Here is a 21,665-nt window from a genome sequence, read left to right on the forward strand (position 1 = left end):
TTTAGTCTGTACCTAAATCTTTTAATGCATATATTTCATCGATTTCTCGTTCCAAATATTTTCCAAGACGATGATATCCCGAATCTTGGATGACATAATTATCTTCTATGCGGATACCTCCAAAGTCAAGGTGCTTATTGAGCAGATCGTAATTAATAAATTCGTGATGTAAATTTTGCTGTGCCCACATTTGAGTAAGTTCGGGGATGATATAGATGCCGGGTTCTACTGTTACTACGTTACCTGCCTCTAATTTTTTTCCTAATCGTAAAGATTTTATGCCAAAGGTTTTGGTGTCTTTTGGCTCGTCTGCGGTGTATCCCACATATTGTTCGCCAAGATCTTCCATATCGTGTACATCTAGTCCTAGCATATGACCTAAACCACATTGGAAGAATAAAGCATGGGCATGTGCCGCGACGGCATCTTGCGCGTTTCCTTTCATGAAACCAATCTGGATTAATCCTTCAGCAAGTGCTTCGCAGGCTTTTAAATGGATGTTTTTAAAAGCAACCCCGGGCTTTAATGCTGCTTCAGCAGTTTTAAAGGCATTTAAAACAATAGCATATAATTCTTCTTGTAGCGGGTTAAATCGTTTTCCTACAGGAAATGATCGTGTTAAATCTGACGCATATCCTAGAGCAGTTTCGACACCAGAATCATTAAGTAGTATATCACCAGCTTTAATTTTATGATATTGGATATGATTGTGTAATATCTCTCCATGTTTGGTCACAATGGGAGGATATGAGAATGACATTTGTCTATTTTGTGCGAGATGTTGAATTGCATTGCTTATCTCATATTCGTACATACCTGGTCTAGTCATTTTAATAGCTAGACGATGCATCTCAACAGCTACGTCCACCGCTTTTTCTAATTCTGCGATCTCTTCCGCTGCTTTTATATTGCGCTGTGTTACGACGGCTTGTATCATGTCGACCGATGGTTTGATCTGGTCAATAGATAAGCCTAATAAGTGCTGCAGCAATAACTTGTTGTGCGCTTGATAAGGAGGTAGGTAATGTACCTGATTATTATTTTTAACCACTTTTTCCAAATACGGTTGGAGCTCATGAAAAGGACGAACTGATGCGATTCCTACCCATTGTGCTTTTTCCCTTAAAGTCTGTTGTTGTCCCATCCATACGATGTCATCTATAGTCATTTCATCACCAAACAATACCGTCTCACCCGCTTGAATATCTAAAACTGCAGCTAGCTTTGGACTTTTAATCCCGATGTAGTATAAAAAGCTACTGTCTTGACGGAAAGGGTAGGTGTTGTGCTCAAAATTAATTGGATTTTCAATATTTCCTAAAAGCAGAAGTAGCCCGGATGTAAATTTAGAACTAAGTTCATTTCTTCTTTTGATGTATATATCTTTTTCAAACATGATTGGGAATCTTTTTGTATTTAAGTATAAATCTATGAAAATACACTTGAACAAAAACATACGTAAGCGCTATTTTTTTTAATATGTTACTTTACGGTTCTAAAATGTTAATAAGAGGTTGCAATGTTAAGACATTGTTGTTTTTAGTTTACTCTTTTAAACTTAATACAGATTTCATTATTCGTTAATATGCATGTCATTACTTTGCGCCAAATCGCTCAGCATGATGAAACCATACTCATTAAATTTAATTAAGAAAAGTACCCAAATGACACTCTGTGCAGCACTTTTATATGCGATGCAGACAGAAATGGTTTGGGCAAACAAAATTGCTTCTCATACGTACATGGGAACTGTTATAGATCAGGAACTCATTAAAGGAGTGCTCCGTGACCAACAAGGTAATCCAGTAGATGGGGGTACTATCGTCAACGAAACGAATAAACAAAGTACTAGAACAGAGTTTAATGGAAATTTTGCTATTAAAGGGAAAGCTGGTGATCGACTTCGGATTTCTTCTCTGGGTTATAAAACTCAGTTTGTAGAGGCAGGAAACACTAGTCTAGATATAGTTCTAGAAAAGGATGCATCTAAATTGGATGAAGTAGTGGTAACAGCTATTGGTATCAAACAGCAAAAAAAGCAAATTGGATATGCAACTCAAGAGGTGAAAATGGATGTCCTAAAGGAGTCGAAAACGATGAACATCGGTACAGCGCTGACGGGTCAAGTTTCAGGTTTAATTGTGAATAATCCGACTGGTATCTTCCAAGCTCCTTCGTTTCAATTGCGTGGTAAAAATCCATTGATCGTCGTCGATGGTATTCCGGTAGAGACAGATTTCTTTGATATACCGAGTCAAAATATTGAAAACATCAACGTGTTGAAAGGTACAGCTGCCTCGTCACTTTACGGATTAAGAGGTAAGGATGGTGCTATATTAATTACTACAAAAAGTGCTAAGAATGAAGGTTTAGAGTTTTCTTTTGGTACCACCAATATGTTTTCTGCAGGATTTACCGTTTTTCCTGAATCACAAAAGAAATTTGGAAGTGGATCAAATGGTAAATACGAATTTTGGGATGGAGCGGATGGAGGTATTTCTGATGGTGATATGACATGGGGTCCAAAGCTCAATGCAGGACTTAAAGTTCCGCAATGGAACAGTCCGATCCGGGATAAGGTGACAGGTGAAGTGACGCCATGGTGGGGTGACGTGAAAGGTACGAAATACGATGATAAGTCACGTTATGAAAGAGTACCAACAGATTGGGTGTCGCACAATAATTTGGAAGATTTCTTAGGAACAGGTCTGATTACAGAAAATAATGCGACCGTATCTTACCGTTCTGAAAAGGTGAGCATATTTGGTTCTGGAAAATATGCCTTTCAAAAAGGGCAGGTGCCGAATACAAAACTGACAACGGGAGGTCTGAATTTAAACACCTCTTTTCGCTTTAGACCAGAATTGCAGCTGGATTTGAATCTATCTTATAATAAAGTAAAATCACCTAATTATCCTCGGTATAACTATGGTCCTAAAAACCATATGTATACCATCTTATTGTGGATGGGAAATGATGTCAATGGCAAGGAACTCAATGAACATCACTATATTCCTGGGCAGGAAGGGTATCGTCAAGCAAATTACAATTATGCATGGTATAATAATCCTTATTTTGCAGCTTACGAACTTAATCAAGTATATGATCAAGACGTATTGCAAGGTCAGACAGCATTAACTTGGCGCGTGACGCCCGATTTCACATTAAAGGGCCGTGCTTCAGCTAGACAAAAAAATGTTTTTCAGGATATGCAGAGTCCTAAGTCTTATATGAACTACGGTGATTCAAGAAATGGTGATTATAAAAATTGGGATAGCAACCAGTTAAATTTTGATGCTGATGTTTTGGCCACTTACAATAAGGAGTTCTCAGATCAGTTTGCACTGACCTTAAATGCAGGGGCTTCAACTTTTAAAAAGACATATCGACAATTGTACCAAACGACAGACGGATTGGTGGTTCCATTTATTTATAGTTTAGGAAATACGCAAGGACCTGCCAAAGCTGAAAGTTTATTTAATGAAAAAGTAGTTCGTAGTGCCTATGCGACGGTAAATTTGAATTTATTTAAATCAACTTATCTTAATCTTTCAGGACGTAATGACTGGTCATCTACTTTTTCTAAACAGAATCAATCTTTTTTCTATCCTTCGGTATCGTTAAGTTCTGTAGTGTCTGACTACTTTAAACTACCGGAACAAATTGATTTTATTAAATTATACAGTTCATGGGCATCAGTTTCATCAGATTTAGATCCGTACAGCATTTTAGCTACCTATAAAAAAGATGTGACATACGGTTCAACACCTTCTGTGACTTATCCTGCCGGTATTGTAAATCCTAATATATTACCACAACAATCTAATTCTTTAGAAGTTGGTGCGGCATTTTCATTATTTAAAAATAGATTGTCAGCAGATGTAACTTATTATGACGTTGTCGATAAAAACCAAATCATTGATCTAAGTATATCACAAGCTACAGCTTTTACCTCACGTAAAGTTAATGGCAATAAGTACCGTACAAAAGGATTAGAGATTTCTCTGACAGGTAATATTGTAAAACAGCAACAGTTTTCGTGGACTTCAACTGTTAATTGGTCGAGAGCAGTAAGGAGATTGGAGGAGATATACAATGACCAACCTAAAATGGGGAACTTAAAAAAGGGTGATCGTGCCGATAGTTATTATGCAACTGTCTGGGAGAAGTCGGCCGATGGACAGTTGGTTCTTAATGCCAATACAGGTATGCCAATCCGTAATCCATTTCCGCAATATTTAGGATATTTTCAACCCGATTGGCAATTTGGTTTTGCTAATAGATTTAAGGTCAAGAATTTTACGGTGAATATAGATGTCGATGGATCTATTGGAGGAGTCATGAATTCGACTACAATCGAAAAGATGTGGTGGGGAGGGAAACATCCTTCTTCTGTACTGTATAGACAAGAAGAATATGATGCTGGAAAACCTATTTATGTACCTGAAGGCGTAATCGTCACAGGTGGTGAACTGACCAGAGATGTCAATGGTAATATTACTTCTGATACGCGTACCTACGCCCAAAATACTCGGGCTGTTGATTGGCAGGCTTGGAGTCAAAACTACCCATATCAAGCCCGTGTCACAGAAGCAGAAAATAAACTCTTTGCCAATGTATTTGATCGTTCATTTGTTAAACTCCGTAGAGTATCTGTTGGTTATGATGTCAACAAAATATTCAAATTAAAACATCTGAAAGCTTTAGATGCTTCTGTATTTGGTTACAACTTAGCTATGTGGAAAAAAGTACCCTACCTAGATCCTGATTTTGGAGTAGGAAATGACGGTAATCTTCAAGATCCATCTACACGATATATTGGTTTATCTCTTGATTTTAAATTTTAAACGATTCATAATATGAAACTTGTTTTCAAACATATAATATTTGCGTTGGTTCTGTTTGCAGGAGCAGGATTACAGTCATGCGAAAAATTGACAGATGTTAATAATAATCCTAACGAAGCATTGATCACTCATCCGCAGGCATTGTTGACCAAGGTGGAATGGGATGCTTTTCGTACTTGGCATGGTACTTCTCCTTTATATGCATTAAAAATGATTGTGCAGACTGATGGTGAAAATGCTAATCAAATCTATAACTGGCAGAGGGGAAGTTTTGAGCAATATGGTTTTCTGCGTAACGTCACCAAGATGATTGAAGAAGCTGAAAAGATTGGGACGACTAATTACATTGCTTTAGCTAAGTTTTTCAGGGCTTATTATTTCTATAATTTAACTTTGACTTTTGGTGATATTCCGTATTCGGAAGCGACAAAAGGAGAAAATGGTTCTTTATACATCCCAAAGTATGATACTCAAAAAGAGGTTTTTGTTGGAATTTTGAAAGAATTGGACGAAGCTAATAATTTATTAAAGTCAAATAATAACCCAATTAATGGAGATATTATTTATGCAGGAAATTCTGAAAAATGGCGCAAGCTGATCAATTCATTTCGATTGAAAGTTTTACTTACGCTATCACGTAAAAGTGCTGACTTTCCTGTAGATATCAAATCTGAGTTTGCAAAGATTTATAATGGAGAGACTTTGATCACCAATGCCGCAGGATCTGATGATGGACAGCTAATTTTTTTAAATCAAGAAGGCAATCGGTATCCTGAATTCAATTCTAGTGGTTATGGATCGGGTATGTACATGGACTCCACATTTATCCAGCGATTGCAGGCTCATAAAGATCCACGCTTATTTGTTTTGGCTACGCAAACACGTTTAGGAAAAGAAGCTGGTAAGGCACTAGATGATTTTAGTTCTTACGAAGGAGGTGATCCAATTGTACCTTATGCTGAAGTCAATGAAAAAGCTGTAAAAGGCAAATTGTCTAAGGTACACGAGCGCTTTTATAAAGATCCAACTGCCGAACCTCTGGTTTTAATGGGATATTCGGAGTTACAATTTATCATTGCTGAGGCAATAGTAAGAGGATGGATTACAGGGAATGATAAAGAATGTTATGTGAATGGCATCAAGGCATCTTTTAAATTTTATGAGAATTATGCCAAAAATTTAAATGCTTATGTTGATGCAACTCGTGTAGAGAGTTATTTGTCACAAAAATTGGTTAATTTGGATAACGCAAATAATTCGGAAGAAAAGCTGGAACGTATCCTAATGCAAAAGTACTTACGTTCTTTTCATCAAGGAGGCTATACCGCCTATTTTGATCATTTAAGAACAGGTTATCCAAGCTTACTTAAAGCCGATAACGTAAAGATAGCTTATCGTTGGATGTATCCTCAGGATGAATACAATAATAATACAGTGCAAGTCTCTGAAGCAATTAAACGTCAATTTGCTGGAAATGATAATATAAACTTACAGACTTGGTGGTTGAAATAATGGAATCTCGAAGACAATTTATAAAAAAAACGTCAGCATTGGCTGGCGCTACAGCTGTCGTTAATTGGTTACCTGAATCAATTCAACGCGCATTAGCAATTGAAGCACCAGCGGGATCAACCTATATGGATGCGGAGCATATTGTCTTTTTGATGCAAGAGAACCGCTCATTTGATCATTGCTTTGGTACTCTTAAAGGGGTGCGTGGTTTTAATGACCCTCGAGCACTAAAATTACCTAATGGTCTTCCTGTGTGGGTACAGGGAAATAAAAAAGGAGAATATTTTGCTCCTTTTCATTTGGATATTGTTAATAGTAAATCTACTTGGATGGGTTCATTGCCGCATGGTTGGCGAGATATGGTTGCAGCTCGTAATGGTGGTCGGATGGACAATTGGCTGGAAGCTAAAAGTTCAGGTATTAAAGATTATAAAGCTATGCCACTTACGATGGGCTATTACAACCGGGCAGATTTACCGTTCTATTATGCATTTGCAGATGCTTTTACGGTCTGCGATCAGCATTTCTGCTCTTCCTTGACAGGGACAAGTGCTAATCGGTCCTATTTTTGGACAGGAACAGTTCGTGAAAATCCACGTGATCCAGAATCAACTGCCCATGTGGATAATGGACAGATCAATTACAAAGATGTGAGTTGGAAATCTTATCCAGAACGCTTGGAGGAATCTGGAGTATCGTGGAAAGTATATCAAAATGAACTGAGTATCCCCGTAGGATTTGAAGGAGAGGAAGAGGATTGGTTAGCTAACTTTACCGATAATAATCTGGAATTTCACAAACAATACGGTGTACGTTATCATCCTGCACACCGTACTTGGATGGAATATAAATTGAACCAGTTGGAAAAAGAGGTAATCGATTTAAAAGATACAGTTGAAGAATTCAAGCTAAAGAAGCACATCGAGGATCTAAAACAAGATTTACAGCGTTTTTCAAAAGAGAATTTCGCAAAGTTATCAGAGCTACATCAGGAGATTCATAAAAAAGCTTTTGTAACTAATGTGGGAGATCCTGATTATCATCGGGTAGAAAAATTGGTCTATGATGATGGTCAAGGCAAGCAGGAAGTTGATGTTCCTGCAGGAGATGTATTTTATCAATTTCGTAAAGATGTCAAAGAAAAGAAATTACCTACTGTATCGTGGTTGGTAGCTCCATGTCGTTTCTCTGATCATCCTGGATCTCCTTGGTATGGAGCCTGGTATGTTTCAGAAGCATTGGATATTTTGACAAAGGATCCTGAGGTCTGGAAAAAAACAATCTTTATTTTGACATATGATGAAAATGACGGATATTTTGATCATATTTCACCATTTGTCCCGCCAATGGAAGGGAATAAAGAGTCAGGTAAGACTGCCGTAGGTATTCATACGGCTGATGAGTACGTCACTAAAGAACAGGAGCGTAAAAGAACAGGGAAAATGGATTCTGAGCTGGAGAGTCCAATAGGATTAGGATTTCGGGTTCCGTTAGTAATTGCTTCACCTTGGACTAAAGGTGGATGGGTAAATTCGGAAGTTTTCGACCATACATCTTGTTTACAGTTTTTAGAACAATTTCTAAAGAAAAAAACTGGAAAACTTATCAAAGAAACAAATATTTCTTCATGGAGAAGAATGATCTGTGGTGATCTAACGTCTGTATTTCGTCAGGCGAGTGATACTTCTCATGATTCTTTACTTACTGTCAATCGAGATGAATATGTAGCGCGTGTATATACAGCACGATCAAAGAAATTGCCAACAGATTTTGTTCAGGTGCATTCTTCTGAATTGGAGCAAATTCGTGAAAATGGTATATTCAATTCCATTAAAGTTATTCAAGAGAAAGGTATCAAGTCTGCATGCGCATTGCCTTATGCATTGGATGTCAACGCCAAGTTGGACAATAATGGTTTTGAAATTACTTTTGAGACTACAGTTCCTGTTAAATCAAAGAAGAAAATCGGAGTTCCTTTTCAAGTAAGAGGACATATGAATTATGGATCGTTGGGAGTCGGTCAGGTTTGGAATTTTGCGGTCAAAGAAGATGAACCGTTAAAATATGTCTGGAATATGGATCAATTGAAAGACAATCATGTCGAAATGGAGGTGCATGGACCTAACGGCTTTTACCGCATGTTTAAGTTACATAAAGAAAGGCCGCATGCGATTGTGGTTAGACAGTATCAAAAAAAGGATGCAATAGCTTTGGAATTGAAACAGCTTAATAATTATTATACTTATTTAATCAGAGATAGATCGTATGGCAGCTTTGAATCCTTTGCTATAGGGCAATCGTTTTTAAATTCGAAAATACTTGACTTCACCCCAAGCCATGGCTGGTATGATCTGGAGGTAACTTGTAAAGAAGACCCTGAGTTATTATTTGTATTTGCAGGACATATTGAAAATGGGAAGCCAAGTAAAACCGATCCCTTAATGGGAAATGTTGTTAATCGCTCGTAGCGCGTATGAATATATGTTGTAGGGACACATAGTAGGGTATATAGCGTAAATCAATATAGGTTCCGTTCAATTTTTTGAACGGAACCTATTTTTATGGATTAAAAACAAGCATCATATAGATGGCGAATAGGGCTAAATGAATGATACCTAAAATAGGTGTTGTTCTCTTACCTAAGAAGCTGATCAAGCTTAGTAAGAGCGTCATTGTGAATAAAATTGTCTCTGTGCCACTTAAACCAAATAAAACCAACTTTCCTTTTAAAAGCCCGATGAGTAGAACTGCAGGAACTGTCAATCCAACGGTCGAAACAAAGGCGCCATGGCATAGATTGATACTTCTTTGGAATTCATTGTTGATTGCCGCTTTGATGGCAGTAATAGATTCTGGGGTAAATACAATGATAGCAATAAGTATTCCTCCTAGTGCTACTGGAAGTTTTGCTGTAGCTATTCCGTAATCAACCACCACAGCCATTTGATGCGAAAGTAATACTATTGGTAAAATCATTAAAATAAGAAGAGCCGATCGAATCCAGATTTCTTTTTTGCTTTGAGATTTGTAGCTATCATCATGTATAGGATTTTGATCCTGTTTGGGATACTCAATTTCAAGCTTTCCTTTTTCAGGCTGTACATATAAATGGCTGTAATCTTTTAATTGATAATAAAGGAATGCCATGTACACGAGTATAGTTATAGTTGATATAAATATCGCTTGTAAAGTAGTATATGAACCATTGCCTGCTCCTTGTATAAAGTTAGGGAGTAAGAGTGAAGTAGCTCCAAGTATTACGATCATTGAAAAATATGACAATGTCCCTTGAGCGTTATATTCCTGTTCTTTGTATTGAGCACTTCCAAGTAATATGCAGAGTCCTACCACCAGATTCATGATAATCATCATGACTGAAAAGATTGAATCTTTTCCGATTGTCGGAGATTCTGCTGGACCAAGCATAACAGCAGCAATCAATACGACTTCAATCGTTACAATAGAGAGCGTAAGGATAAGAGTACCGAAAGGTTCACCTAACTTATGCGCAAGCTCATCAGCTTCTTTTACTACGCCAAATGAGGCGGTCAAAATCGTAGCTAAAAGAACTATGAATATAGTAAATGCTGCTATTGGAGAAAATGTTGTCCTAAAAATCTGTTGATCAAAGAGCATCAGTCCAATGACAATAATCCATATGATGAGTAGTCGGATAATTGTTTTTGTATTCAGTATTATTTTCATATTGCTGCGGTATATAAATTACTGATACAAATATCTTTACTAAAAGTGGGATTAATTTTAACATTTGATAAAAACTATAAATAGCGGAATTATTTGTTTTATGGGCAAAGCGCAATTTCTATTGTATCACAACTTCATCTTATTATTTTTCAAGGATGTGTTGGTAATTTTTTTGTTTTGATTCCTAGCTATTCGACTCATTACTTGATATTTTTAGTATATTCGTTTTGATAATTATCATAATAAATCTAAACCATTGTCACAATTCTTTAAAACTATGTTAACAAATCGTTTAAAATATAGTGTTCTCTTTTGCTTATTGGGAGCAAGTGTAAGTTCATGTCAAACTGCAGATCAAAAAAAAGAACCGGAAGTAGAACATAATCCAGCTAAACAAGTCGTGCCAGAAAGAGCAAAAGATTTGATCGGTCGTTGGGATTTAAATGTGGACAAAGATGGAAAGGTCGTACCATCATGGATTGAAGTAAAACTATCTGGATTTAATACCTTAGTGGGGAGTTATGTTGGCGATAGTGGCAGCGCTCGTCCAGTTTCACATGTCAAACTGGAGGATGGAAAATTTTCATTTGCTATACCACCACAATGGGAAGGTGGCGAAGGGGACTTTGTGATTGCAGGCGAATTAACAGCTACAGGTATTAAAGGTACTGTGACGACTAATAAAGGTGTTAGCTATAACTTTACAGGTGAAAAAGCACCTTATTTAAATCGTACAGGAACTGTTCAATGGGGAGAGGCTATTGAGCTTTTTAATGGTAAGGATCTGACAGGTTGGAAAACCATTGGTGGAGAGAATAATTGGTCAGTGAAAGATGGTGTCTTGACGAATGCAAAGGCGGGAGCTAATCTGGTAACGGATCAAAAATTTGAAGATTTTAAACTGGAAGCAGAATTTCGTTATACATCAGGGGGAAATTCGGGTATCTATCTGAGAGGGCGATATGAATTGCAAATAGAAGATAGTCCTAAGGATCAGCATCCTGGAAGTCTTTATTTTGGCGGTATCTATGGTTTTTTAGCTCCAAATGAAATGGCTACTTTAGGACCGGATCAGTGGCAGAAATATGAAGTTACATTGGTCGGAAGATTGGTAACTATTGTCGCAAATGGTAAGACTGTCATAAGTAATCAAGAAATTCCAGGTATTACAGGGGGCGCATTGGACAGTAAAGAGGGCGAACCAGGACCTATATATTTACAGGGAGATCATGCTCCGGTAGAATTTAGAAAAATAAAGATTATACCGGCTAAGAAATAAAAAAAATTAAAAGCCTCTTTCGGTAGAAAGAGGCTTTTAATTTTTATAAGATTATTTTCACAAATTGACCACTTGGATCGAACAATAAATCGACATCATTTGTTAATTCGACTTCAAATCCAGCAGTAACTTTATCGATGGCACTGATTTGTGCTGTTCTATAATTTGTATCCACATAGCTGACTATCGTAGATGAGATAAAACCTGTTGGAATAGCGGTATCATTGTCGGATTCTACCTCTTTCCAATTACCTTCTTGATCAAAATCAACTTCGATTCCATTGGCTAACTCTACACTGTAAGCGGTTTTATTTGTTGCAGTAGGAGTTTGTTTCTCAGCTTTTCGAATGGTGACATCTTTGAAGAAGGTGTTAAGAAATGTTGATGCTGATGCTGGTAAAGATGTAGCAGGGACTTGATGATCATCATCTTTGTCACATGATACCACAATGATTGCAAATGCAAGTAGAGCTGTGCATGTTAAAATTAGCTTTTTCATATTTTAGTTTTAATTAATCATCTATTTTAGTAAACTGCCCCTTTTTATTAAACTCCAACTCAAGTCCATTCGAAATCTCTACTTCATATTTACGTAATGATTTTTTTATTTTTACGATCTGTGTATTTGGAAAACTTTTTGCCACATAATTTTGAATAGTCCTAGGTACAATTTTTAAAGGAATGGCAATCTTGTGGCCATCGACTTCTTCCCAATTTCCAGATTTATCAAATTCTATTTCTGTACCATTGTTAAGAATAACTTTATATTCCTTTGAAAATAAACTTTCTTGTTCTTCAATTGTACTGCTGATTTGATTAATCGCAAAATTATTCTTAATGAATGTTTGCGCATTTGCTGGTAATTGGTTGTTGTTGATTACTTTTTTTTGTGCAAATCCAAATGTCGATAACGCCATTAATGCGATGATAGCTATTGTTTTCATTTTGTTCATAATAAATACTCCTTTTATTTTATAACAAAGTTCGTAGACGATTTGGTAAAGAATTGGGAATTATAGTTTGTGTATTTTAAAAATGTGTAAACTTTCTGAATATAAATAACTTATGTTTATATCTTTATTTGTTTCTATAATTGTTTTAACGATAGAAAGTCCCAATCCATTCGAATTTACAGCATCGTTTTCTTTATGAAAGCGGTCAAAAATATGCTCTGCCACTAGTGCTTTGCCTTTACCGGTATTAGCAATTGTAAATTGATGTTGATAAACCTCAATTTTAATGAGACCAGATGGTGATTTGTTATAATTGATCGCATTCCTCATTAAATTGGATAATAGAATTTTAGCTAAGTCTACATTAAAATCTATTGTAAATGTACCATGTTCATTGATCTGAATATCAATTCCTTTGAAACTCATCAAATCTGTAAGCTCTTCAGAGATCTCATGGATCAATGAATTAAAGTTTATTTTTTCAATAGCTTCAAATTGATTATTTTCAATGCGGGATAGCATAAGTAATGCTTTATTCAACTTGATCATACGCTCTAGTGATTCCTTGGTTTCACTGATCGTGATTAAATGATGCTCAGCTAATTCTTCATCTTCTAATAATAATTCTAGTTTATTAGTACTTATAGCTAATGGGGTTTGTAGCTCATGTGAGGCATTTTCAATAAATAGCTTTTGTTGTTTAAATATTTTTTCATTACGATCTAACATTTTATCAATCTCTGTATCCAATAGGTTAAATTCTCGGACATTGCTTTTAATGGGTTCGGATATTCTAATCTTTCCAAACTGATATTGTTCTAGTTTATCCAGTATTTGATAAAAGGGTTTAAAAGCTCGGTAGAATACCAACGTATTGAGTAAAAATATACTGATTATGATCAAGAAATAAAGGATGATCAATGCGGTTGCAAGATCGTATTTTAACTCATCTTCTTCAACAGTAGAAGTACGAATTTCTAAATGATACAGTTGATTATCTTTACCGTAGAAATAGGTTGTTAGTACACGGTAGGGCTCCATATCATCATCATATGGCATATAAATAAGTTCATTCCTGAACGTACTTTTTTCTAGATGCTTCTTTTTAACGTTTGATTTTGTAATCTTAAATTGATTGATTCCAAAAGTATCTGTTTTTAAGATCGATTCATCTTGATAGGCTGCACGAATAATTTCAATTTTTTGATTTTTTAAACCATCATCTACATTATCATATACCTCTTCAATTATATAGGCATAAAATAATGTAGCCCATACCGCAATTACAATCAAAATGATAATCGTGATATAGCGTAAAGTATAATTTTTGAGAGATTTTTTCATCAAAATAAATTGTTATAATAGGGAGCGCTGATTGTACTACATCATGATGTTAATTTCACTCGGTTGTATTAAATCAATTTATATCCAATGCCATATACCGCTTGAATATCAATTTCTGCATGATTATCTTTCAACTTTTTTCTTAAATTTTTAATTTGAGAATAGATAAAGTCTAAACTGTCAGCTTGATCAATATGATCTCCCCAAATTGATTCAGCTAAACTATTTTTCTGAATAAGCTTAGTGGGTCTTATGATGAAATAATAGAGTAGATCAAACTCCTTTCGGTTTAGATTTACTAGTTTGTTATTCACCTGTATACTTCTGTCGGTAGTGTTAACTGCTACATTTTTATAAACTATCACATCATCGCCATTTTGATTTTTTCTTCGTATGATCGATTTTATCCTTGCATGCAGTTCTGCTAGATGAAAAGGTTTAGCAAGATAGTCATCTGCTCCTAGTTCTAGACCCTTTACTTTATCATCTACTGAGTCTTTAGCAGACAGGATAATCACAGACTCATCTTTTCCGAGTTCTTTTATTTTCTCCAAAAGTTGCAAACCTGAACCTCCTGGTAACATAATATCTAGCAAAATACAGTCATAGGTATAAATAGCTATTTTTCCTAGGGCAGTTTGATAATCAAAAGCTTGTTCTACAAGATATTTTTCGGCAAGAAGGGATTGCATAATAACTTGACTTAAAGCAGCTTCGTCTTCAATCAATAATATTTTCATATACACTTATTATGGTACAAAAGTAATATCCAAATTGGGAAAGAATTAGGAATCAAAATCCAATAATTACCACTACGATATCTTCATTATGGTAAGCTGGGTGAAAATGCGATATGACTTTCTGATCTTTATAAAGCTTTAGTTCATCGTATACCAATTTTTTTAGAATACCTTTACCTTTACCGTGTACAAATTTTATTTCTGGCATATCCCAATATATAGCAGCATCTAACATGTCACGCATATAGATCAATGATTCATTTGCTAATTCATCTGCAGCATAATCTTGCCAGTCGGATAAGAAGGCTTCGGCATGTAAATCTATTTGTACAGGTGGTTTTTTCATGTAGCTCTATTTGTATTCGAGCAAAAGTACGATTAACGAACTAACAAATAAAGTCATCAGTTCGTTTACTGTATATAAATAGCTACATAAATTAGGTCATACCATTTTTTTATTGTGGCAGCTTCTTCATAGAGTTCCTTTTCAGCATAATCGAACATGATTTCTTGTACTTGAATAATCATATCATGTTGATCTTGGAAGATACCATTGCAATCACGATAATCATTAATAATTTCCAATAGATAATTAAGTGATTTCATCTTATGATATAAAGAATGATGTTTTTTGCCAATTATATCTGCAATTTCTTCATTTTGCACTTCGCACTCGACAGCTGTATGACGTGTCTTATTATATAAATGGGTGTAGTCAGCAATACGATCTCTTAGATCATAAATGTTATTTTGAAGATCTTCAATGAGTACAATGAGATTTTCTTGAATTTCAAAATCTTTTGATACGATTGACATATTACGCCTTTTTTCAATCAAGATAAATAAAATTTATATCATTTTTTATTACAATATAAACAAACAAATTAATATTGTAAATGTTTTGTTGTCTCATAATTAATATTTTACGATATAATAGCTCCTATATACTGTAGTGGTAACATATATTATAAATAATATTTATTGTACATTTGTTGCGTAAATAAATTGAGGAATTGTTTTAACGAAAGACTCTACATCTATTACTTAAGCATATTTGGGATTTTGTGCTTAAATACAAAAAGGGAGAAAGTTCGATTGAATTTTCTCCCTTTTTATTCAACTGTTTTGAGATTAAGATATATACACTATATGGGAAGAGAAATTAGTATAAACGGGTATCAATTGGAAATATGCTCAAATTCACCCCAGTCAGCTCTACATGCGGCGCAAGGAGGCGCTACAAGGATTGAATTTTGTCAAAACTTAGAAAACGGTGGGACGACACCTTCGTATGGTCAGATTGTTCAAACTAGAAAGTTAATTAATATTGGCATGCACGTACTTATTCGTCCTAGAGCGGGTGATTTTGTTTATTCTGATTTGGAATTTGAAGAAATGCTAGCTGATATCAGGTTTTGTAAAGAGATAGGCTGCGATGGCGTTGTTATAGGAGTAATGAATAGAGATGCAACAGTTGACTTTGAGCGAACAAAAGCTCTTGCCGATGCTGCAAGACCTATGCATGTAACCTTTCATCGAGCATTTGATAAGTGCGCGGATCCAATGTCTTCTTTAGCTATTTTAATAGAATTGGGAATTGATCGTCTATTGACATCTGGATTGAAGAATAAAGCAGAGAATGGAGTTGAGCTGCTTAAAAAATTGGTCGAATATGCTAACGGAAAAATTGTTATTATGCCCGGTGCCGGGGTAGACAGTCATAATATCGAAATGATCTTAAAGATAACTGGAGCGACTGCAATACATAGCTCCGCAAAAGAGACGGTCTCTTCAGAAATGTCTTATGATAGAATGGAGGTGGCAGGGATGAATGAACCTATATACATGACATCAAAAGAAAAAGTCCACCAATTGGTAGACATCCTTAAAAAACAATAGCGTTGTAATTTACAACGCTATTGTTCTTAATATTTTTTTAACCTATTTAGCTTCTGAAACTAATTGGTTTAAGATAGCATCGTTTTTAACGATTTGATTTGATTTCTTCATTTTAGATCTTGAACCAAGTTCAACATTACTACCTAAACTTAAGAACTGAACTTCAACACGTGAAGTAGTTTTATTTCTTCTATCTTTTCTTTTTAAACGTGTAACTCCCATTTTGATAAATTTTTTTATTGTTCAATAAAACGAGGTCGGAAGCGGATTCGAACCGCTGTAGGAGGTTTTGCAGACCTCAGCCTAGCCACTCGGCCATCCGACCCTATTTGTTCCCCTAGGGGAATGCAAAAGTAAAATTAATATTTGGATTAAAAAAGACTCTTGTGCAATTATTTTTTAAATAAATCATTATCAAGCTGTTTTGTTTGAAAATTATTTTGTGTTATTTACTATTTTAATAATGCTGCTGCCGATAAATAAATACTTGTCTATTTTTTAATACAGTTAATATGATGGTTCCTGTTTGATTATCGTATTGTAAATGAAGCTTTTAATGGTTTGGCTTGTAACTTGCAATACCCATCACAACACTAATAATATAATAGAGCGATGAAAAAAATATTACTAACATTAGGCGCAGCATTTTTATTAACTGCTGGAGCTTATGCACAAGGAGGATTAGGATATGGTATTAAAGCAGGGGTCAATATTCCTTCTTATAGTTATGGAGGAAGTGATCTTTCGGACACCAAATCAGCTGTAAATTTTCATGTTACCGGTTATTTAGATGCGCCTATAACCAGTAACTTCTATATTCAGCCTGGAGTTTCCTTACAGGGTAAAGGAGCAAAATTTGCAGATTATAAACCGAGTGCTAACAGTACGTATGAGGTAAAAGAGAATACTATGTGGTTAGAGGTACCTGTTAACTTTGTGTTGAAATTTCCAACAGCTGGTGAAGGTAAATTTTTCGTTGGTGCAGGTCCATATGTAGCTTTTGGTTTAAGTGGAAAAGATAAATACGAATTAAAGAATGGAGATGCTTCTACTTCAGTAACTAATGAATTTAAATTCGGAAAGGATGAAAGATTAAAAGGCACTGATTTTGGTGTTAACTTTTTAGCTGGGTATCAATTAGGAAGTGGAATATCGATTAATGCTGGTTATGGTTTGGGTCTAACAAACATTGCTGGATCTAAGTTCTTCGGAAAAGGAGATGTTAAAAACCGTGTGTGGTCAGTAGGTATTGGCTTTGGAATATAATATCAAATTCACAAGATTATATCAAATGATTTTAAATTAAACCCTTGCTTTTTAGCAAGGGTTTTTTATTTTCCTTTAAAACTTTAATTTAGTAAGGTTGTTTGAGATTTATAAATATATGATACTATGACAAAGTTTTTAGGCCTACCGTTTTACTTAAAATTAGCTTGTACATTAATTTCTATTTTAGTTTTAGGTTATCTTGCGAAAATAGGGGATACAATTCTAGTTCCATTTATATTGGGTTTACTTTTAGCTTTACTGCTTGTTCCAGTCAGTAATTTTTTTGAAAACAAGTTGAAATTCCCGCGCACAATTGCAGGCATTGTGACCGTTTTACTTTTCTTTGGTCTAGTTGGTTTTGGATTCTATATGCTGGCGTCGCAATTATCAATGATTAAAGATGATTGGCCTGCTTTTAAAGAACAAATTTTAGTTGGTTTTCATAACGTACAAGTTTGGGTTACAGATCGTTTTGGTGTGAGGCATAGTGAACAAATGGATATCATTAATAAAACAGCTACAAAATCACTCGATAGTGGAACGTTATTATTAGGAACCGCATTATTGTCATTATCTTCTCTTTTTATACTTCTAGTGTTTACATTTCTGTATACTTTTTTTTTATTGATCTACCGCAGTCATATTGTTAAATTTCTCCTGATGATCAATCATCAGGATCATCAGGATATTGTTTTGGATGTTGTGGGACAGATACAATATGTGGTGAAAAAATATTTAATTGGATTACTCTTGCAGATGCTGATTGTATCTACCTTAGTATTTGCAGCATTGAGTATAATAGGAGTAAAATACAGTCTGTTGTTGGCCATTATTACAGGTGTATTTAACGTGTTGCCCTATATTGGGATCTTTACCTCGATCTTAATTATTGCATTACTTACTTTTGCTACTACCTCATTTACCCATGTGCTCATCGTGATCGGTGCACTTATTATTATACATCTTATCGATAGCAATTTTATTGTACCTAAAGTCGTTGGATCTAAAGTAAAAGTAAATTCTTTGTTTGCCATGATGGCGATTATTGTGGGAGAAATGATATGGGGTATTTCTGGAATGTTTCTAGCTATACCTATCCTGGCGATCTGTAAGATCGTGATGGATCGGGTCAAAGAATTAAAACCTTGGGGATTTTTGCTTGGAGAAGAGGATACTAAGCCTGATAAAGATATGAATAAAGTTAAAACAATAAGTCTTAAAAAGAATCAATAAGTAGAATGTTAATACTTATTTGGTATCAATAGATTTTGAAGATTATAAACAATTTAGGTTTCGCTACTGTTGTTGCTCATTAGGTATTTAAAGCTTACTTAGCGATTTATTTAATGATTAGGGTAGAAGCCTGCTTTTATATAATTATTTCAATATAGCGGCTAAGATGAGTTAAAAAGCATATGTAAGTAGTGACCTGTCATAAAAAAGGCTTCTAATTTAACATTAGAAGCCTTTCTTGTTTTTTAATCAGTGCAATTCTATCACACTTTGATTTCTACTTCAACACCTGAAGGTAATTCAAGTTTCATCAATGCATCAACAGTTTTAGAGTTAGATGAATAAATATCTAACAATCTCTTGTATGAACATAATTGGAACTGCTCACGCGCTTTTTTGTTAACGTGTGGAGAACGTAAAACTGTATAGATTTTTTTCTCAGTAGGTAATGGAATAGGACCACTAACAACTGCACCTGTAGGCTTTACTGTTTTTACGATTTTCTCAGCTGATTTGTCAACTAAATTGTAATCGTATGATTTCAATTTGATTCTGATTCTTTGGCTCATTCTTATTTTTGTTTAAATTGATCTCCCGTTAGAGCTATTATCAACAGGAGATCGGTTTGCTTTATATTAGAAAGGATTATTCTCCTTTTAATTTACCTTTTGCTTTTGCAACAACTTCGTCAGTTACGTTACGTGGAGCTTCTTCAAAGTGATCAAATTCCATAGTAGAAGTTGCACGACCTGAAGTGATCGTACGTAATTGTGTTACGTAACCAAACATTTCTGAAAGTGGAACTAATGCTTTAATTACTTGAGCACCATTACGGCTATCTAAACCTTGCATCAAACCACGACGACGGTTTAAATCTCCCATTACATCACCCATGTTTTCTTCTGGTGTTAAAACCTCTATTTTCATAATTGGTTCCATTAACACTGGAGAACATTTTGGTAATGCTTCACGGTATGCTGAACGAGCAGCTAATTCGAAAGATAATGAATCTGAATCGACAGCGTGGAATGAACCATCAATCAAACGAACTTTCATTCCTGATAATGGGAATCCTGCTAATACACCATTTTTCATTGATGTTTCAAATCCTTTTTGAACTGAAGGGATAAACTCTTTTGGAATTTTACCACCCACGATTTCATTCACGAATTGAAGAGGTGATTTAGTTAAATCGTAATCTTCGTCTGCTGGAGAAATAACAACTTTGATGTCCGCAAATTTACCACGACCACCTGATTGTTTTTTGAATACTTCACGGTGCTCTGTAGTACCCGTGATAGATTCTTTATAAGATACTTGAGGAGCTCCTTGGTTCACCTCAACTTTGAATTCACGTTTCAAACGGTCGATCAAGATCTCTAAGTGAAGCTCACCCATACCAGAGATAACTGTTTGACCTGTTTCTTCGTCAGTTTTTACTACGAACGTAGGATCTTCTTCAGCTAATTTACCAAGACCAATACCTAATCTATCAATGTCAGCTTGAGTTTTTGGCTCAATAGCTAAACCGATAACTGGCTCAGGGAAATTCATTGATTCTAATACGATAGGGTGTTTTTCATCACATAAAGTATCACCAGTTTTGATGTCTTTGAAACCAACGACAGCACCGATATCACCAGCCTCGATGAAAGGGATAGGGTTTTGTTTATTCGCGTGCATTTGAAAGATACGAGAGATACGCTCTTTGTTTCCTGAACGTGTGTTCAATACATAAGAACCTGCATCTAATTTACCTGAATAAGCACGGATGAAACACAAACGACCTACGAAAGGGTCAGTTGCAATTTTGAAACCTAATGCTGCGAAAGGCTCGTTCACATCTGGTTTACGTAGTAATTCTGCACCTGTATCAGGATGAGTACCTTTAACACCTTCTGAATCCATTGGAGAAGGCAATAATTCCATTACTAAATCCAACATAGTTTGAACACCTTTGTTTTTGAAAGATGAACCACAAACCATAGGAACGATAGAGTTATCCAATACTGCTGCACGTAAAGCATTTAAAATTTCACGCTCAGTTAATGAATTAGGGTCTTCGAAGAATTTCTCCATCAAAGATTCATCATAACCAGCAACAGCTTCTAATAAACGCTCACGGTATTCAGCAACCTCTTCCAACATATCTTCTGGAATAGGAACCTCTGTAAAAGTCATACCTTTATCATGCTCATTCCAAACGATACCACGGTTGTTAATTAAATCAACAACACCAGTGAAAGTATCTTCAGAACCAATAGGAAGTTGTAAAGCTACTGCTTCAGAACCTAACATTGATTTTACTTGACCAACAACTTTTAAGAAGTCAGCACCTGAACGGTCCATTTTGTTTACGAAACCAATACGTGGAACAGCGTAGTTATCCGCTAATCTCCAGTTAGTCTCTGATTGAGGCTCAACACCATCAACTGCAGAGAATAAGAATACTAATCCGTCTAATACACGTAACGAACGGTTTACCTCAACCGTGAAATCTACGTGACCTGGAGTATCGATAACGTTTACTTGGTATTTGTTACCACGGTACTGCCAGAAAACTGTAGTAGCAGCAGAAGTAATCGTGATACCACGCTCAGCTTCTTGCTCCATCCAGTCCATTGTCGAAGCACCTTCGTGTACTTCTCCAAGTTTATGGTTAACACCTGAGTAGTAAAGAATACGCTCAGTTGTAGTTGTTTTACCAGCATCGATGTGAGCAGCGATACCAATATTTCTAGTGAATTTTAAATCTCTTGCCATAATATTTTTAAGCATTAGCCCAGATAAGGCCGTATGTTTTTTTGTCTAAATAAGTACACCGATCCTGATAAAAGAATAAACGTTTACCTAAGATCGGTGTAATCATATTTGTGTGTGTAAG

General features: G+C 35.4%; 18 protein-coding genes and 1 tRNA gene. 7 read left to right on the plus strand and 12 right to left on the minus strand.

What is annotated here, in order from left to right; genetic code table 11:
* Position 1: 1 nt before the first annotated feature.
* A complete protein-coding gene (locus B3P23_RS02160; RefSeq protein WP_293924167.1) occupies positions 2-1,396 on the minus strand; it encodes an aminopeptidase P family protein in 1,395 nt (464 codons plus the stop codon).
* Between the two features lie 223 nt (positions 1,397-1,619).
* On the opposite strand from B3P23_RS02160, the gene B3P23_RS02165 reads away from it, so the two are divergent.
* From B3P23_RS02165 to B3P23_RS02175, 3 genes are read left to right on the plus strand one after another with little or no spacing between them, the layout of a single operon-like run.
* The gene (locus B3P23_RS02165; protein ID WP_293924168.1) at positions 1,620-4,847 is read left to right on the plus strand and encodes a SusC/RagA family TonB-linked outer membrane protein; all 3,228 of its coding nucleotides are present in this window, start codon (positions 1,620-1,622) and stop codon (positions 4,845-4,847) included.
* Between the two features lie 12 nt (positions 4,848-4,859).
* A complete protein-coding gene (locus tag B3P23_RS02170) occupies positions 4,860-6,359 on the plus strand; it encodes a SusD/RagB family nutrient-binding outer membrane lipoprotein (protein ID WP_293924169.1) in 1,500 nt (499 codons plus the stop codon).
* Entirely contained in the window at positions 6,359-8,827 is a 2,469-nt protein-coding gene (locus B3P23_RS02175) for a phosphocholine-specific phospholipase C (protein WP_293924171.1), read from the plus strand. The genes B3P23_RS02170 and B3P23_RS02175 overlap by 1 nt, the downstream gene beginning before the upstream one ends.
* Positions 8,828-8,918: 91 nt before the next feature.
* Here B3P23_RS02175 and B3P23_RS02180 read toward each other — a convergent pair whose 3' ends face one another.
* A complete protein-coding gene (locus B3P23_RS02180; RefSeq protein ID WP_293924173.1) occupies positions 8,919-10,064 on the minus strand; it encodes a calcium:proton antiporter in 1,146 nt (381 codons plus the stop codon).
* A gap of 277 nt (positions 10,065-10,341) precedes the next feature.
* Between B3P23_RS02180 and B3P23_RS02185 the strand changes: the two genes are divergently transcribed.
* Positions 10,342-11,343 carry a 3-keto-disaccharide hydrolase gene (locus B3P23_RS02185; protein ID WP_293924175.1) on the plus strand — a complete coding sequence of 334 codons (1,002 nt, stop codon included), beginning with the start codon at positions 10,342-10,344 and terminating at the stop codon, positions 11,341-11,343.
* Positions 11,344-11,386: 43 nt separating this feature from the next.
* Here the strand turns inward: B3P23_RS02185 and B3P23_RS02190 are convergent, their stop codons facing one another.
* From B3P23_RS02190 to B3P23_RS02215, 6 genes are all read right to left on the minus strand, one after another.
* Entirely contained in the window at positions 11,387-11,842 is a 456-nt protein-coding gene (locus B3P23_RS02190) for a PepSY-like domain-containing protein (RefSeq protein WP_248755830.1), read from the minus strand.
* A gap of 13 nt (positions 11,843-11,855) precedes the next feature.
* Positions 11,856-12,287, minus strand: coding sequence for a PepSY-like domain-containing protein (locus B3P23_RS02195; RefSeq protein WP_248755831.1), 432 nt, complete (start codon positions 12,285-12,287; stop codon positions 11,856-11,858).
* 69 nt (positions 12,288-12,356) lie between these two features.
* A complete protein-coding gene (locus B3P23_RS02200; RefSeq protein WP_293924178.1) occupies positions 12,357-13,640 on the minus strand; it encodes a sensor histidine kinase in 1,284 nt (427 codons plus the stop codon).
* Between the two features lie 68 nt (positions 13,641-13,708).
* The gene (locus B3P23_RS02205) at positions 13,709-14,380 is read right to left on the minus strand and encodes a response regulator transcription factor (protein ID WP_248755833.1); all 672 of its coding nucleotides are present in this window, start codon (positions 14,378-14,380) and stop codon (positions 13,709-13,711) included.
* 52 nt (positions 14,381-14,432) lie between these two features.
* Positions 14,433-14,726 carry a Smr/MutS family protein gene (locus B3P23_RS02210; RefSeq protein ID WP_248755834.1) on the minus strand — a complete coding sequence of 98 codons (294 nt, stop codon included), beginning with the start codon at positions 14,724-14,726 and terminating at the stop codon, positions 14,433-14,435.
* A gap of 65 nt (positions 14,727-14,791) precedes the next feature.
* A complete protein-coding gene (locus tag B3P23_RS02215; protein WP_293924181.1) occupies positions 14,792-15,196 on the minus strand; it encodes a hypothetical protein in 405 nt (134 codons plus the stop codon).
* A gap of 366 nt (positions 15,197-15,562) precedes the next feature.
* Between B3P23_RS02215 and B3P23_RS02220 the strand changes: the two genes are divergently transcribed.
* Positions 15,563-16,279, plus strand: a complete 717-nt coding sequence (locus B3P23_RS02220; protein ID WP_293924183.1) for a copper homeostasis protein CutC — start codon at positions 15,563-15,565, stop codon at positions 16,277-16,279.
* Positions 16,280-16,321: 42 nt separating this feature from the next.
* On the opposite strand, the gene B3P23_RS02225 is transcribed toward B3P23_RS02220, so the two are convergent.
* Positions 16,322-16,501, minus strand: coding sequence for a hypothetical protein (locus B3P23_RS02225; protein WP_045754327.1), 180 nt, complete (start codon positions 16,499-16,501; stop codon positions 16,322-16,324).
* 32 nt (positions 16,502-16,533) lie between these two features.
* Positions 16,534-16,604, minus strand: a tRNA-Cys gene (locus B3P23_RS02230).
* Positions 16,605-16,891: 287 nt separating this feature from the next.
* On the opposite strand from B3P23_RS02230, the gene B3P23_RS02235 reads away from it, so the two are divergent.
* Positions 16,892-17,545 (plus strand): porin family protein, encoded by a 654-nt coding sequence (locus B3P23_RS02235; RefSeq protein WP_293924185.1) that lies wholly within the window; start codon positions 16,892-16,894, stop codon positions 17,543-17,545.
* A gap of 126 nt (positions 17,546-17,671) precedes the next feature.
* On the plus strand, positions 17,672-18,781 hold the full coding sequence (locus B3P23_RS02240; protein ID WP_293924186.1) for an AI-2E family transporter: 1,110 nt from the start codon (positions 17,672-17,674) through the stop codon (positions 18,779-18,781).
* A 263-nt stretch (positions 18,782-19,044) separates the two neighbouring features.
* Here B3P23_RS02240 and rpsJ read toward each other — a convergent pair whose 3' ends face one another.
* Both rpsJ and fusA read right to left on the minus strand, forming a co-directional pair.
* The gene (gene rpsJ, locus B3P23_RS02245) at positions 19,045-19,350 is read right to left on the minus strand and encodes a 30S ribosomal protein S10 (RefSeq protein WP_013667229.1); all 306 of its coding nucleotides are present in this window, start codon (positions 19,348-19,350) and stop codon (positions 19,045-19,047) included.
* A 76-nt stretch (positions 19,351-19,426) separates the two neighbouring features.
* Complete coding sequence (gene fusA, locus B3P23_RS02250; RefSeq protein ID WP_045756103.1) at positions 19,427-21,544, minus strand: elongation factor G; 2,118 nt, start codon at positions 21,542-21,544, stop codon at positions 19,427-19,429.
* Positions 21,545-21,665: the final 121 nt, after the last annotated feature.

Origin of the sequence: Sphingobacterium sp. UBA6320 (assembly GCF_002440335.1) — a bacterium.
Taxonomy (GTDB): Bacteria; Bacteroidota; Bacteroidia; order Sphingobacteriales; family Sphingobacteriaceae; genus Sphingobacterium.